The following is a 14,756-nucleotide window of genomic DNA, read 5'->3' as shown; positions in this document are numbered from 1 at the left end:
CGGGGTCGAAGAGTAGGCGGGCTGAGTTCCGCCTGGGGCAGCGCCCGGGTGCCGGCGCGACGCACTACAGCAGTCTGGTACAGCAACGCGACGCACAGTGCTGGTAGATGATCGCGGCTCGCGTGCTGGCGTGTCCCATCCTCGTCATGAGGTCCCGGATGGACGCGCCAGCGTTGGCCGCCAAGGTGTTGCCTGTGTGCCGTAGGTCGTGGAAATGGATTTTCGGCACACCAGCGTCCTGGAGCGCCTTACGCCATACGCGACGGTTGAAGTTGGTGTTACGGATCGGCCCGTCATCGGGACCGGCGAAGACCAGGCCCTTGCCCGTGATCTGGATCAACTGACGCTCGACCCGGACGGTTCCGGCGTCCAAGTCGAGGTCTCGCCTCTGGAGTCCGGTGTAGGGGCGATGTGCCTGCGGAGTAGGGAGCCGTACAGCTCCACCGTCCGAGGACGCAGCCCGGGGCGCTCGTTGATCCAGGCGCCTGCATATTTGCCGAACGCGATCTTTCCGGCGTCCGGGTCGATCCAGTCGTCTTCTAGGATCTGTGCCTCGATCTTGGTCAGCCAGACCTCAGCATCCGTCTTGGTCGCGAAGGTCTGCGTTGTGGGCTCTAGCGGCAATGAAAGATCCTGTATCTGCTGAAACCGTGTCTCTGTTGGAGATGGTGAATGTCCTCCCGCTACGGCCTTCGGTCCCGGATAGCCATGTCATATGTGCTCATTTCTGCCATGTCGGCGCTGGTAGCGGGAGGAATCGCCGGTTTTGTCGTCCCCAGCGTGATGAAAACGCAAGTCACGGTGCAGACCAGCAGCGGCTGCACCCGGCAGGACCGCGCCGGACTCTTCGGGGCGGGACAGGCCGCGGGCCTCAGCCTGCTCGCGGACGACCTGACCCGGCAGCAGGACGGCCGGTCCCGCCCGGAGATCCTGGCGGCGGTGGCCCGGCGCTGGCTGGCCGCGACCGCGTCGGCCGACAGCAAGATGGTGCGCGCGGTGGCCGGGCTGGACGGCCGGCTGGTGCAGCCGTCGGAGCCGTCGGCCTACGGCGCGGGGTCGACGCCCCCCGGGTTGTCGTCCAGCACGCAGGCACGCACCGGCGCGATCACGCTGTCGGGGAATGAGGTCGGCTGGGCGATCAACCCGGTGGAGGCCGCCGGGCAGGTGATCGGGGTCGTCTACGTACAGGACCGCAGCGTCACCGACGGCTCGCCGGTCGTCGACGTCGCCTCCGACGGCGACGACCGGGCGGGGCCGTTGTCGGCTGGGCTCGCACTGGTGGTGCTCGTCCCGGTGTGCTTGGTGTTCGGCCTGCTCAGCACCCGCAAGTTGATCAAACGGATCCAGCGGCTGGCGGCCGGTGCGGCCACCATGGCCGCCGGCGACCTGACCACTCGGGTGCCGGTTTCCGCCGGTGACGAGATCGGCCGCCTGGAAGAGGGCTTCAACGTGATGGCCGAGCGGGTGGTCGCGGCCGGCCGGGCGGAGCGGGAGCTCGCCGGGGCGCAGGCGCGGCGGCTTGAGCGGACCCGGATCGCCAGGGAGCTGCACGATTCGGTCTCGCAGGATCTGTTCTCGCTGAGCCTGGTGGCCCGCAGCCTGCGGCGTACGCTGCCGGAGAGCTCGCGTTTCCAGGAGCAGGCCGAGTCCATGGAGAAGACCGTGGAGCACACGATGCGCGAGATGCGGGCGATGCTCCTGCAGTTGCGTCCGATCGCGCTGGAGGAGGCTGGCCTGGTGGCGACGTTGCGCGATCTGTGCGAGGCCTTCCAGGTACGGCTCGGCGTCACGGTCGAGACCGACCTGCACGAGGTGCGCCTGGGACCCGGCGCGGAGCATGCTGTGCTCAGGATCGTGCAGGAGGCGCTCAGCAACGCGACGCGGCACGGCGGCGCCCAGCGGATCGAGCTGCGCCTGAGGCAGAAGGGCGAGGAGATCGAGATCGTGGTCCGCGACTACGGCCGTGGCTTCGACATGGCGCGGAAGCACGACAGTCACGGGATGGGCCTGGAGATGATGCGTGAGCGGGTCATCGAGGTCGGTGGCGTGATCGAGGTGGTGAGTGCGCCCGGCAGTGGTACGACGGTGCGGGTGCGGGTTCCGGCGGAGGAAGCATGATCCGGGTGCTGATCGTGGACGATCACCAGGTGGTCCGCCAGGGACTGCGGTACGTCCTAGAAGACGAGGTGGACATCGAGGTGGCCGGGGAGTGCGCCGACGGGCCCGCAGCCTTGGCGGCGATCCAGAGCCTGCGGCCCGACGTCGTCCTGCTCGACATGGTGATGCCTGGTATGGGCGGGCTGGAGGTGCTGGAGCGACTCAAGGAGTGGCCGGCGCCGCCCGCCGTGATCGTGCTGACCTCATTCGTGGAGAACGAGGTGGCGTTGCAGGCCATGCGCGGAGGCGCGCTGTCGTACCTGTCGAAGACCAGTGCGGTGGACCGGGTGGTGGAGGCGGTGCGCATGGCCGTGACGGGAGGGAGCGTGCTAGATCCGCCGGTCGCGGCGATGCTGGTCCAGCGGGTCCGCGATGACGACGGCCCCGCGAAGGAGGATCCGTTGCGGATGCTGGCGCCGCGGGAGCGCGATGTGCTGGCGGCGCTGGCGCGTGGCCAGTCGAACAGGGAGATCGCCAGGACGCTGTCGCTGAGCGAGACCACGGTCAAGTCCTATGTCTCCAGCATCCTCACCAAGCTGAGACTCCAAGACCGCACGCAAGCGGCCATCTTCGGCTTGCAGTGCGGTCTGGTCCCGCTGGGTGAGGCGCTCTCCGCCGACCAGCCCTCCGTTGAGGACTAGCGTCAAGCTCAGCCGGTCGTACGCAGCGCGTCGGTCGGCGACAGTGCCGCGGCGCGCAGCGCGGGGTAGAGCCCGGCGAGCACGCCGGACACGATCGCCACCCCGAACCCGCCGCCTATCGCGCTGGGCGGGATCGCGATGCCCCAGTCCTGCGCCATGGCCAGGGCCACGGTCACACCGGAACCGATCAGCACCCCGCCGAGCCCGCCCAGCGCGGACAGCACCAGCGACTCGGTGAGGAACTGCGCGGCGATGTGCATGCGGGTGGCGCCCAGGGTGCGGCGCAGCCCGATCTCCACCCGGCGTTCGAGCACCGAGATGACCATGACGTTCGCAATGCCGATGGCGCCGACCAGCAGGGCGATCGCGCCCAGCCCGAGGAACAGCGCGCCGGCCGACTGCTTGACGGCGATCTGCGCGGTGAGCGCGTCGGAGGGCCGGCTCGCCTTGACCTGGAAGGGGTTGGCCGGGTTGGCCGTGTTCGCCAGGAGGCCGGCGACCTGCGTCACCTGGTCCGGGTCGGTCCGTACGTAGATCCGGCTGGGCGCGCCGTCGTAGTCGAGCAGTTCCTTGGCCGCGGCGAAGGAGACGAGTGCGGACCGGTCGATCTCGGGCGCCAGGGTGAAGGAGTCGAGGACGCCCGCGACCGTGAACCAGTGCCCGCCCAGCCACACCCGGGTGCCCAGGTCCAGCCGTACGATGCCGAGTTGCTTGGCCACGTCGCTGCCGAGCACGGCCACCGGCGCGTCGGCCGAGGTGAGGAATCGCCCGGATTTCAGCGACCCTTGCAGGGTGTCGAGGAGTGAGGCGTCCGCGGCGCGTACGGCCAGGCCACCGGTCTGCCCGGTGGGGATCTGGTCGTTGCGGTAGACGCGAGCGGTGCTGATCTGCGCGGTGGGGGCGACCCCGAGCACGCCGGAGATCCGGCGGAGCATCGGCGCGGCCGCGGCGGGCAGCGCGACCTCGGTGCCGCCCAGGTCGTCGCCGTTCACCACGGTCAGGAGGTTGGTGCCGAGCCGGTCGATCTGCGCCAGCAGGTGGGACTCGCTGGAGCGGGTGACGCCGAGCACCGCGACCATCGAGGCGATGCCGATCGCGATGCCCAGCGCCGACAGCACCGCCCGCGTCCTGCGGGCGCGCAGGCCCAGCGTGCCGGTGGGAATCAGGTCGTACAGCCGCAGCTTGCTGCGCTTGACCGGCGACCGTGTTGCGACGGCGTCCTTCTCGTCCCGCACGAGGCCGGATACAGAGCCGCTCATGACACCACCACCCCGTCACGTAGTTCGATGCAGCGTTCGCAGGCGGCGGCGACGCGTTCCTCGTGGGTGACCACGACCAGGGTCGTGCCCTCCTCGTTCAGCTCGCGCATGATGGCGAGGATCTCGCCGCCCTTGACCGAGTCGAGGTTGCCGGTCGGCTCGTCGGCGAACACGATGGCGGGCCGGCCCACCACGGCCCGCGCGATCGCGACCCGCTGCCGTTCGCCGCCCGACAGCTTGGTGGCCCTGTGGTGCATCCGGTGGGCCAGGCCGACCCTTTCCAGCGCCTCGACGGCCGCCGCGCGGCGCTGCTTGGCCGGGATACCCCGATACAGCAGGCCGGAGGCCACGTTCTCGATCGCCGTCAGCGCTTCGAGTAGGAAGAACTGCTGGAACACCACGCCGACCCGCCAGGCGCGCAGTCCGGCGAGCTGCAGGTCGGTCAGCAGCTCGACGTGCTGGCCGTCGAGGCGTACGGACCCGCTGGTGGGCCGGTCCAGCCCGGCCATCAGGTGCAGCAGGGTCGACTTGCCGGATCCCGAGGCGCCGCGGACCGCGATCATCTCGCCCGCCTCGACGGCGAGGCTCACCCCGCGCACCGACTCCACGGGCGGCTCGCCCGGGTAGGTCTTGCGGACGTTCCGCAGCTCAAGAACCGTCACCAGGCACCTCCACCAGCATGCCGGGCTTGAGGTCCCCGGTCACTTCAGCCATGCCCGTGCTCTCGTCGAACAGCCCGGTCTTCACTGGCACCCGTCGCCGGCTGCCACCCTCCACCACGACCACCTCGTACATGCCGAGCGGCCGGGCGAGCAGCGCCGTCATCGGCACCGCGATCACCTTCTTGTGCTGCTGGGTGACGATCGAGACCTGGACCTGTGCCTGGTCCAGGAACCCGCGTACCTTGCTGGTCAGTGAGATCGTCACCGGAGCCACCGATTTCGCCGCCGCGCCGCTGTCGGTCGCCGCGTCGCTGTCGACGGCCGCCGCGCCGATGATCCTGATGCGGCCCTTGCGGGTCTTGCCGTCCGGCAGCGTGACCACGACCTGGTCGCCGACGCGGATCTGCGGCAGCTGGGCCGGGGCGAGCTGGACCAGCACCGCGGGAGCCCGGCTGGTGCCGTGGACGATGAGTTGGCCGGGCGCCACGACGCTGCCGACCTTGGTGTCCCAGCCGCCGACCCTGATCGCGGCCGGGACGAAGACGACATGGCCCAGCGGCACCTGGCCGGTGACCTTGAGCTTGGCGGCCTTCTGCCAGCGGCGGAGCGCGTAGTAGGTCGCGTAGGAGAAGTGCCGGTCGACCGTCACGTTCGTGCCGTAGCCGAGTGCCTTGAGATTGCGCTCCAGTTGGAGGACGTCGAGCCCGTTCGAGACGCCCAGGCGCAGGTCGCGCCAGGCGGGGCGGTCACCGTACAGGAGCGGGACGCGAGCGCCGTCGATCTCGTAGGCAGCCTTGCCGCGCGTGATGGTGCTGCCGACGGCCGGCAGCCGGGTGACCACCCCCGAGCGGCTGACGATGACGTTGTACGCACCGGCGTACCCGAGCGTGCCGTTCACCAGCCGCCGCTCGGCCACGTCGGCCTGCTCGACCTTCGCCGTGGACAACGCCAGCCCGGGTGTCGCCGTGGGCGCCGGCCGGGCGGTGCCGTTCGTGGTCACCCGCATGACGCCCCATCCGGCGGCGCCCGTCACGGCCAGGGCCAGCACAGTCACCAGCACGGTACGGCCGCGCCTGCCGCCTGACCGCCGCCGCTCCGTCGTCGGGGGCGCCGCCGGGGGTGTCGTCGAGCTCACCGACGTGGGCACCTCGTCCACCTGCCGCTCCTGCCGTAGCTCTTCCGGGTGGTTCCCGGAGTCCTGCCGCTCCTGCTCGATGCGCCCGTGCACGCGATCCTCATCCCTTGCTGGTGACCGTCAGGCCGCCCGGGGGCAGCTGCGGCTGGCAGGCGTCGAACTGGGTCTGGTACAGGTCCTTGCCAGAGGGGCCGCCCAGCCGGGACGGCAGGGTGAAGCTGCCGTCGGCGTTCGGGTCGGGCCAGTCGGAGATGCCCTTCTGACGCATGCACTGCGCCCAGGTTCGCCACTTCGCCATGTCGGCCGCCGTCACCGGCTTGCCCTCCGGTCCCTGGTAGGCCGGGATCCTGTCGAGGATCGTCTTGCACGCGGACTGGGCCGCGGCCGGCGGGGCCGTCGTGCCGGGTGCGAGCCGCCACTGCCCGTTGCTGTCTTGCACAGGGTCGGGGAAGTTCGGCTCGCCGTTCTTGCGGATGCACTGCGCCAGCTCGCGGTACTGCGCCGCGATGTCGTCGGAGCCGCCGGTCGCCGCCGGCGCCTCCTTGCTGCACGCGGTGAGCCCGAACGCCAGCGCGCCCGTCGCTGCCAGCACGACCATTCTTCTGATGACGTTCTTGGAAGGGATCATGCCTTTACCTTCCCCCCGTACCACCCCTCCGGGCCTCCGCCAAAGGTTGCCAACCCGACCCCACACTTTGGGGGGTACGCCGCCCAGCACCGGTCAGGCCTCGGCGAAGACGATGCGGCGGCCCAGGGAACCCTCGTCGGTGGCGGGGAGCACGTGAGCGCGGTAACCCCGCCCGCCGAGCGCCCGGAGGACGAGCTCCAGCCGGCCCTCGGTGGCCGATGCCGGGCTCGTCGTGGATCTCCACCGCGACGCGGCGGATCAGCGGCCAGTGCCGGTCGTCGATGCCGCCTGATCATCCCGCTCGCCATCGCCCCGGGATAAGCCGAGCAGACCATGCCCGTCTGGGTGGTTGGCCGTCGCAGCCCGCCCCTAGCGGTCCTCGCTATCGCTCGGGCTGTTCTTCCTTGGCCCACAATCGTCTTCGCAGGGGCGCTTCACGCTGGGTGCTCAGGCGCTTCTTCCAGTCGGGCCGGAGCCCCGACCCCTGGAGGACTTCGCTTCTGGAAGGTGCCTACTGGCTCTGCGGCTCCCAGGTCAGACGCCTGAGCTTTGTTCTGCCGCTGGCCAATGGAGATCTGGTCTTCTCCTACCGTTAGCGGGGGTGACTGAGCGAGAGCATGATGGCGCGCTTTCACGCTTGGGAAGATAGGTCGGTCGGTATGACCGCTCAGCCTGTGGAGCCCGTTGCGGCCCATGATCCAGGTGAGGATCCGGCCGCGATCTTCGAGGCGCTTCCCCCGGCGCACCGTGCCCGGTTCCGGGCGGAGTATGACGAGGCTTTGGGTGCCGCGCACGACTTGGCCCGCTTCAAGCAGGTGCAGACGCTGTTGCGTCAGTGGCGCCTGCGTGCGATCGCTTACGCCCGCCCGGGCTACGAGGAGGCCGTCCAGGACGCTCTCCAGAAACGTACGGAGATGTTCACTCCCTACACCCCGCCGGAGTGGGAGAGCCGGGTGTGAGCCACAAGTTCGATGGTTCCCACGGGCGCCCTCTACGAGCTGAACGGTCGCGGAGCGTCCCGGCCAGTCCGCTGTGAGACACGCCTTCTTCGGAGACAACGGCCAAGGGATGATGACGTTCATCCTCGACGAGGAGACCCGGGCCTTGCGCATCATCGACCTCCTCTGGGCCGGCTGACCTCTGTTTCGCAGGTGGACGAGCATGGGCGACGCCGTGCCATTAGCGTGCCATTAAGGGCGGTCAACAGCGGTCAGTCACGGTCACTCGCGGACCGTCGGCGGCCCAGGTCGAGGCCCTTCCGCCTGGAGATCAGACCGATTTGCAGGCAGCAAGTCAGGAGATCGAATCTCCAAGGCTCCACCATCCAGAGGATCGGTTGAGGCTTGCTCACCCGTTGCCCGTATACGTGCTTGCCTGACGGCATCCTGCCCCAATATGAGCCATTACTCCGCCGCCCCCTGGGATCCGTTCGACGCCCTCCGGCCAACGTTTCGGGAGAGGTGAGTGAATCCCGATTCTAGTGCATTTGGAGCTCGAAGGACTTGAGTAAAGGCCTTGAAGAGGGTCGCCCTGTCACGGGACGGGCTGCGCCTGAGCGTTATCGCCAATCCGATAAGTGCCACGATGTAGCGTCCAATGATCGCTGCACTTCCAGCGACTAGTACGGAGATAAGGTCGCTGAAAGTCATGACGCAGACTCCCGCGGCCCGCCAGGGTGTCCCAGGTCTATACGCCGAACGATGATCCTTGGACGCTTATCCTCCCATCCGATCTGGTGGCTGAGTGGTCGAAACGTTACGCTACCTAGATCGTCTGGTGCTGTGCCATTTATGCCATTGGAGGACTCACGTCTCGCCAAGAGACGTGACTTTTGTAGCTTGGCGGCGAGCTGGGACAGGGATGAGCCGCAGCACCACTCGATGACGATGTCTGAATGGGCGTGATCGTAGAGATTAGCCCCGCCGTGGGTAACGCCAACCGCGTTGAGCAGTATCGCCCGCCGCATCAAGCTGCTGAGCATGCGGTCTCTTTCTTTGCGCCGGCGATCCAGGCCGGAGCCCCAGAAGCGCAGTGTGTCCTCCTCGACATCGGTCAGCCGACCCGGACTCGTTTTCCACAGGAGGCGGGACTTTGGTTTCAGCTGATAAACCGATGCGGGATCTTCGTGGCCAGAGACCACCACGTGGACCGAGGCGTTCGTGACGATATCGGATAGCTGCCAGAGCTGCCGCCCCACCCGATGAAGGCGTACGCCCGGACATCCCCATACACCGCCATAATCCGCATCATAGATTGGAAGAATGGAGGCGACGACACGAGCGGTGAAGGTAGGGACAGGGACAAGCACAAGGTTTTCTTCGTCTGGTCTTACCGCGCTGAGCCCGAGCACGTTGCTTTTCAGCCCGTCGTCGTCGCGGAAGGCATCGCAGAGCGCGTACAGCACCTGTGTCTCCAGCCATTGCTGAGCACGAGTTCGCGCCTCTGGGATTGGATGCTCACGCGTGATGACGCCTCTTCGGGCGAGTGGAAGGCACACAGCCTGGTACGGAAGCCCGGTTGCCAGGTGGAAAATCTTGGCTGTGCGCTTGAGCTGAGGACTATGAGACACGCAGGCTCCCTCATGCTGCCCGGCTCAGCACTACAGGTCTGCGAATGAATCAGCTGCGAGGCTGGAATACCGCGGGTGACTACGATGAGCCCCTCATCCCATCTGGGCCCGCCGGGCACCCAAAGAGATCGACGTCCGCGTACGTCTGATTGCCAGATACTAAGCTATCGACGTCCGGTGTGCCATGGTTTTCTGTCGTCTCTTTGATGGCGGTGTGGTTCCGACCAGCGGAATGCACACCGCTTTCAGACGGATGCCAGATCGCTGTCGCGCGGCTTTCGCTCCTTGGGGCCTGGCAGCCCTGCTGTTCGGGTCCACTTGCTGTTGGGCATGTGGGCGGCGACCATACTGAGGCATCCGCCGTTCCATACGGATCAGGTGGTCAGGTGTCGTACAGGCCGTCCCATGGTTCGTAGAAGCCGATGTTGTTCGGGTAGAACTCGGCGTGTTCTTCGCCTTCGAAGGTCTCTATGACGAGGCCGAACAGCACCCCGTCGGACGTGTGCTGGAAAGGTCGGATCGCGATGTCGTCGAAGCGAAGGCCCGGAAGTGCGTCGAGCCGGTGCTTCAGTCGCCTGTGGGCGAGGTCGACGGCTGCCCGATGGTCGTCTTCGGCGCCGGTGTGCTCGATGCGAGAGTCGAGGTGGTGGTTGGCGGCGTCGAAGGTGTGTAGAACGACGTACCGTCACGTTGCATCTACGCCACCGCCCGTATGCCCTTGACCACGCGCCCGATCAGGCGAGTAGGGTGATTGCTCCGACTGAAAAGCGGACGGGCGTGCTGGCCGCCCGAGGAAGCTATCTCCGCATGAAAGGGAGGTCGTAAACAGGCGGTTGGCCGTTCATGATTGAGCGCCGTGCGTATGGTCGCCGTCACGAGCGCCGGCCGTATGGCCATCGTCCGTTCTCCCCACCAGGCGTCCGGGCGCGAGCAGGGGAGCGACACCAGAAGGACGCGACCCGACGCGCCGGCCAGTTCCACTGCGAACGTCATCGGACCCCAGCTGTTCCCCTGGCAATACGTGGGCTTACGACGGACGCGCCAGCGGAACACGGTGCCATCGACGGTGATGAGTCGCGAACCCTTCTTCGGGATCGCCATGAGAGACCTCCTGCTCTGTTCCGTCGCTGTTCCGTCGGGAGGGTCGAGAACAGTAATCCCTGGTCAGGCTTCTGATTGACAGATTTTTCGCCGGTAGCCGCGTAGGACATCGGAGATCACTCAGATCTACGAGGGCGCCAACCAGATCCAGCGCCTGGTGATGGCCCGGCAGCTCCTCAAGTAGGAGTCCGGCGTCGCCCGGAGCCTTGAGACCCTGTCCCGCCCCCCTCCTGAGCACGTCCAGGAGGCTCCTACGAGCGGTGCCGGGCTTCCCGCATCCCACCGGCGCGTCGCTCTCCGGCACGAGCAGCGCCGCCTTCCGCCGGCCCCAGGGGTCAGGTCGGCGCGGGTGCCGGTTGGGACGCCGCCCGCGCGATGCGCGCCTTGACGTCGCGGAAGTGCAGCCGCATCGCCTCCCGGGCGGCCTCGGCGTCCCGAGCGCGAAGTGCCGCCACGATCCGGCGGTGGTTGACGGCGATCTCGGCGGTCCGCTCCTCCGGGGGGCCGAGCGTCGGCTCGACCTCGTGGTAGACGTCCCAGAACAGGCCGATCAGCTGCAGCACCAGCTCGTTGCCGCACGAGTCGTACAGCAGCGCGTGGAACGCCCGATCGGCTTCCCGGTCCCGGTCCATGCCATTGGCCAGGGCCTCCAACGCGGCGAGCCGGGGGGCGCTGGTGCTCTGAGCCACCTGGCCGATCAGCCCGGTCTCGAGCAGTTCGCGGACCTCGACCAGATCGTGCAGCGCGCGGATCCCGCCCGGCCCCGAACGCACCCGGAAGGCGAACGACGGGGTCAGCGCGTCGAGCGGCGCGTGCCCGACGAACGTCCCATGTCCGTGCCGGATCTCGACGATCCCCAACGCCTGCAGGGCCCGCACGGCCTCGCGCACGCTGTTGCGGCTCGTCCCGAGCAGCTCCATCAATTGCACTTCGGTCGGCATCGGCGACCCGGGGGCCAGCCCGCGCTCGTGGATCAGGGCGACGATGCGCTCCTGAAGTGACGCGTCGTCACGTGTACGCATGTCACCCCCAGGCTCGTCGAAGACCCTGCGTCAAAGGTCCCACCTCTCGGTCCCGGAAGGCCAGCCCGGTCCAGGAAAGTTTACGCCGACGACACAGATGGCTCCCCGGCCGGACATGGCCTGTTCGCGCGCACATCCGGGACATAGGATGTTCTACGTGTACCGAACGGATGGCGGGGCGCCGTGGAGCCCTTGACGCCGGGGTCGCTCGGCGGCACCTGGGGCACGGTCCTGCTGCCCATCCGGGACGACGAGTCGATCGACTGGCCCCGCCTTGGGGCGGCGCTGGACGTGCTCGTCACCGCGGGGCTCGACGGCCTGTACGCGCACGGCACCGCGGGCGAGTTCCACGCGCTCGATGAGGACGAGTACGACCGCGTCAACGCGCTGATGGCGGAGCGGTGCGAACGGCACGGGCTCCCGTACCAGATCGGCGCCGGCCACATGAGCGCGCAGACCTGCCTGGCCCGGGTGACCCGCGCGCGGGCGCTCCGGCCCGGTGCGATCCAGGTGACGCTGCCGGACTGGTTGCCGCTGTCGCGCGGCGAGGTGGTGCGCTTCCTGGCCCGCGTCGCGGCCGCCGCCGACCCGGTGCCGCTCGTGCTGTACAACCCGCCGCACGCCAAGACGCAGGTGCCGGCCGACCTGTATCCGGTGATCCGCAGCGAGGTTCCCGCGGTCATCGGGATCAAGGTGGCCGGCGGCGACGCGCGGTGGTACGCGGAGATGCGGCGCCACGCGGCCGGCCTCGCCGTCTTCGTCGCCGGCCACGACCTGGCTTCCGGGCGGCGGCACGGCGCCGCCGGCTCCTACTCGAACATCGCCGCCCTCAGCCCGGCCGGCGCCATGGCATGGCAGCGGATGATGGCCGCGCAGCCCGATGCCGCGCTCGACGTGGAGCGACGGATCCACGAGTTCTTCGCCGCCCACGTCCAGCCGCTCCAGCGCGGCGGGTACGCCAACCCGGCGCTGGACAAGTTCCTGGCCCACCTCGGCGACTGGGCCGACATCGGCACTCGGGTGCGGTGGCCGTACGAGTCGGTCGACGCCGCGCTCGCCGTACGGCTCAGGCCGCTGGCCCGGGCCCAACTGCCCGAGCTCTTCCCAGGCGAAGGGACGTAGGACGTCCTCCGCCGCAGTGATGGCGCCCGCGGAGCCCGCGAGCGCCATCACCGAAGCCTCAGCTGACCTGATCGAACGGCAGCCGCAGCCCGAGCCGGCCGCCGACCGGGAGGTTCCACTGCCGGATCAGGTCCAGCTCGGCGTCGGCGAGGGCGCGCCGGTAGACGCGTACCTCGTCCAGCGTCCCGCGGAAGCGGTCCGCACCGTCCAGCCGCTGCCCGACGTGGATTCCCTCGATCCCGAACTCCTTGCCGAGGGTCACCGAACCGGCCGGCGCCGCCGCCGACGAGACCTCTGCGCCGTCCACCAGGAGCCGGAGCTCGCCACGTACGCGCTGGAGCACGACGAAGTGCCACTGCCCGTCGTTGTACGCGCCCGGCGACTGCACGGTCACGTTGAACCGGTCGACGGACAGGACCGCCCGGATGCGGTTGCTCGCCGGTTCGGCCCGCAGCCACAGCGCCGGCGGGTTGGTGCCCCTGTTCACCCGGTGGAACCAGAGGATCGTGTGCGCGCCGGTCTGCTCCGAATACCGGATCCAGGAGGTCAGCGTGAAGTCCTTCGCGCCGAGGTCGATGGAGTCGTCGAACGGCACCTCGACCCGGTCGTCCACCCGGTCCAGCGCCAGCCCGCCGCCGAACCGCCCGTCAGTGGTCTGCGCACCACCGCGGACATACGCCTGGTTGCGGGACGGCGACGCGTCCGGCGTCGTCGGGCCGGGCGCCGGGGGGCCGGGGATGCCGGGCGGGGTGCCGTTCGGCGTGTCCAGGTACGCCTCGTTGAATCGGGCGAAGCGGATCTGCTCGTACGGCGTAATGCTGCCGGCCTCGTACATCAGGGCCGCTTCGTCGCCGTCCAGACGCACCATGTCCGAGTACGCCGACGGGCCCCAGGAGAAGACCTTGCCCTCGTCCCACGTCTCGAAGTGGCGCCCCTCGTCGTAGGACGACCGGATCCCCATCGCTTCCCGGGCGCCCGGGTGCATCGGCGAGGAGAACAGGATGCGCCCGTCGCTGAACCGCAGCAGCGATGCCTGGACGTCGGTCGTCGCCAGTGCCGGCTTGGTGCGGAACGGGGCGTCCCACGTCTGGCCGCCGTCGCTGCTGGTCGCGTACGCCCGGCTGCCCTCGTCGGTGCCGCGCTCGCGGGCCGAGGCGTAGATCCGCCCGTCGTTCAGCTCGACGACGGTGACCTCCTGGGCGATGACCGTGCCGTCGTCGCGGGAGGTCTCGGCGCCGATGTTCCACGTCGCCCCGCTGTCGTCGCTGTAGAGCAGGTGGGTGCCGTAGACGTGCTTGCCGACCCGGTCCCAGCTCTCGAAACTCGCCCCGACGACCAGCCGCCCGGCGTGCGCGCCCCGCTTGAGCTGGATGCCGTGCATCGGGCCGGTGGCGTACCAGAAGTTCCACTCCGGGCGCTTGCCCTCGGTCATCTCCCTGGCGGCCGACCAGGTCGCCCCGTGGTCGTCACTGAACTGCACCCAGGGGTCGCGGTCACAGCCGTTCGGGCACGGCTCCGGACCGTTGTGGGTGCTCACCAGCACGATCCGCCCGGTGCGCTCGTCGACGATCGGCACCGGGTTGCCGTGGGTGGTGCCGTTGCCCTCCGAGACCACCTGCAGCGGGCCCCACGTCCGCCCGCTGTCGGCGGAACGGCGCAGCACGAGGTCGATGTCCTCGTCGTCGCCGCAGTCCTTCACCCGTCCCTCGGCGAACGCCAGGAGCATGCCGTTCGTGGCCCGCACCACGGCGGGGATCCGGAAGCAGCCGTATCCGAAGTCGCCCTGCTTGTAGAGCACCTGCTCGTCCACGAACGGTGCGGTGCCGGCGGTCGCGCCGGCCTCGACGGTTTCCGGCGGCGCCGCGGTCGCCGGCGCGCCGAACGCGCTGACGAGTAAGCCGGCAAGCACCAGTACGGCGCCCGCCCGGCGGCGCCAGGAGCGACGCCCGGCACGGCCCTGGGGGGAATGGCCATCGTGCATGTCCTCGCCCTTCCTGACAGGAGAAGGTTACGAGCGGACATCCTACGTCCAACGTCCTATCTTAAATAGACGGTGAACGTAGAATGTTCTCCAGAGGCGGCGACCTGCGAGAGCGAGTCGAACGAGGACTCGCCCGAGCCGGCGTACCGGCTCGGGCGAGTGGGCGGGTTCCGTCAGTTGTCGGCGTAGGCCTGGAGCGCCGGCAGCGCCTTGCCCTCGAAGTCGAACAGGGTCGTGTTGCTGACGACGTTGTCGCCGCCGACCTGCCAGCCGACTCCGTCGGCCGGGATCATGACCGGATCCCAGTAGAGGTCACCGATCACGGCTCCGTCCTTGACGGCCTTCAGCCCGGCGAACAGCTCGTACAGGAAGTCCCGCTGGCCCTCGGGTGTCTCGCCGTAAGGCACGGGACCGTTGTCACGGAGCTGGCTCTCATCGAGCGCTCCATCGCCGACGTCGGCCTGGCCAAGGAGGTGCAC

At 68.8% G+C, this 14,756-nt stretch carries 14 protein-coding genes; 5 read left to right on the top strand and 9 right to left on the bottom strand.

The features are described 5' to 3' along the window. Positions 1-64: 64 nt before the first annotated feature. Positions 65-373 carry a tyrosine-type recombinase/integrase gene (locus HD596_RS50365; protein WP_185076391.1) on the bottom strand — a complete coding sequence of 103 codons (309 nt, stop codon included), beginning with the start codon at positions 371-373 and terminating at the stop codon, positions 65-67. A gap of 410 nt (positions 374-783) precedes the next feature. Between HD596_RS50365 and HD596_RS50360 the strand changes: the two genes are divergently transcribed. Beyond that, positions 784-2,118, top strand: a complete 1,335-nt coding sequence (locus HD596_RS50360) for a HAMP domain-containing sensor histidine kinase (protein ID WP_246558326.1) — start codon at positions 784-786, stop codon at positions 2,116-2,118. Continuing rightward, the gene (locus HD596_RS50355) at positions 2,115-2,798 is read left to right on the top strand and encodes a response regulator (protein WP_185076389.1); all 684 of its coding nucleotides are present in this window, start codon (positions 2,115-2,117) and stop codon (positions 2,796-2,798) included. Before HD596_RS50360 ends, HD596_RS50355 begins: the two co-directional genes overlap by 4 nt. 8 nt (positions 2,799-2,806) lie before the next feature. Here HD596_RS50355 and HD596_RS50350 read toward each other — a convergent pair whose 3' ends face one another. From HD596_RS50350 to HD596_RS50335, 4 genes are read right to left on the bottom strand one after another with little or no spacing between them, the layout of a single operon-like run. Next, positions 2,807-4,057: an ABC transporter permease gene (locus HD596_RS50350; RefSeq protein WP_185076388.1), complete on the bottom strand. Its 1,251-nt coding sequence runs from the start codon at positions 4,055-4,057 to the stop codon at positions 2,807-2,809. Continuing rightward, entirely contained in the window at positions 4,054-4,719 is a 666-nt protein-coding gene (locus tag HD596_RS50345; RefSeq protein WP_313046646.1) for an ABC transporter ATP-binding protein, read from the bottom strand. The genes HD596_RS50350 and HD596_RS50345 overlap by 4 nt, the downstream gene beginning before the upstream one ends. Further along, positions 4,706-5,947: an efflux RND transporter periplasmic adaptor subunit gene (locus HD596_RS50340; protein ID WP_185076387.1), complete on the bottom strand. Its 1,242-nt coding sequence runs from the start codon at positions 5,945-5,947 to the stop codon at positions 4,706-4,708. The genes HD596_RS50345 and HD596_RS50340 overlap by 14 nt, the downstream gene beginning before the upstream one ends. Positions 5,948-5,954: 7 nt before the next feature. Continuing rightward, entirely contained in the window at positions 5,955-6,482 is a 528-nt protein-coding gene (locus HD596_RS50335) for a hypothetical protein (protein ID WP_185076386.1), read from the bottom strand. A 659-nt stretch (positions 6,483-7,141) separates the two neighbouring features. Here HD596_RS50335 and HD596_RS50330 point away from each other — a divergent pair. Beyond that, positions 7,142-7,441 carry a DUF6247 family protein gene (locus HD596_RS50330; RefSeq protein WP_185076385.1) on the top strand — a complete coding sequence of 100 codons (300 nt, stop codon included), beginning with the start codon at positions 7,142-7,144 and terminating at the stop codon, positions 7,439-7,441. Between the two features lie 686 nt (positions 7,442-8,127). On the opposite strand, the gene HD596_RS50325 is transcribed toward HD596_RS50330, so the two are convergent. Continuing rightward, positions 8,128-8,886, bottom strand: a complete 759-nt coding sequence (locus HD596_RS50325; RefSeq protein ID WP_185076384.1) for a hypothetical protein — start codon at positions 8,884-8,886, stop codon at positions 8,128-8,130. 610 nt (positions 8,887-9,496) lie between these two features. Here HD596_RS50325 and HD596_RS50320 point away from each other — a divergent pair. Then, on the top strand, positions 9,497-9,724 hold the full coding sequence (locus tag HD596_RS50320) for a hypothetical protein (RefSeq protein ID WP_185076383.1): 228 nt from the start codon (positions 9,497-9,499) through the stop codon (positions 9,722-9,724). Positions 9,725-10,487: 763 nt separating this feature from the next. Here the strand turns inward: HD596_RS50320 and HD596_RS50315 are convergent. Next, complete coding sequence (locus tag HD596_RS50315) at positions 10,488-11,174, bottom strand: FadR/GntR family transcriptional regulator (RefSeq protein ID WP_185076382.1); 687 nt, start codon at positions 11,172-11,174, stop codon at positions 10,488-10,490. Positions 11,175-11,357: 183 nt separating this feature from the next. Between HD596_RS50315 and HD596_RS50310 the strand changes: the two genes are divergently transcribed. Continuing rightward, positions 11,358-12,296 (top strand): dihydrodipicolinate synthase family protein, encoded by a 939-nt coding sequence (locus HD596_RS50310; RefSeq protein ID WP_185076381.1) that lies wholly within the window; start codon positions 11,358-11,360, stop codon positions 12,294-12,296. A 58-nt stretch (positions 12,297-12,354) separates the two neighbouring features. On the opposite strand, the gene HD596_RS50305 is transcribed toward HD596_RS50310, so the two are convergent. Together HD596_RS50305 and HD596_RS50300 are read right to left on the bottom strand one after the other, a co-directional pair. After that, a complete protein-coding gene (locus HD596_RS50305) occupies positions 12,355-14,277 on the bottom strand; it encodes a sialidase family protein (protein ID WP_185076380.1) in 1,923 nt (640 codons plus the stop codon). 173 nt (positions 14,278-14,450) lie between these two features. Beyond that, positions 14,451-14,756 carry a glycosyl hydrolase 53 family protein gene (locus tag HD596_RS50300; protein WP_221519977.1) on the bottom strand — a complete coding sequence of 102 codons (306 nt, stop codon included), beginning with the start codon at positions 14,754-14,756 and terminating at the stop codon, positions 14,451-14,453.

Source organism: Nonomuraea jabiensis (genome assembly GCF_014204795.1).
GTDB classification, from domain to species: Bacteria; Actinomycetota; Actinomycetes; order Streptosporangiales; family Streptosporangiaceae; genus Nonomuraea; species Nonomuraea jabiensis.
This window is presented reverse-complemented; position numbering and strand designations above follow the sequence as displayed.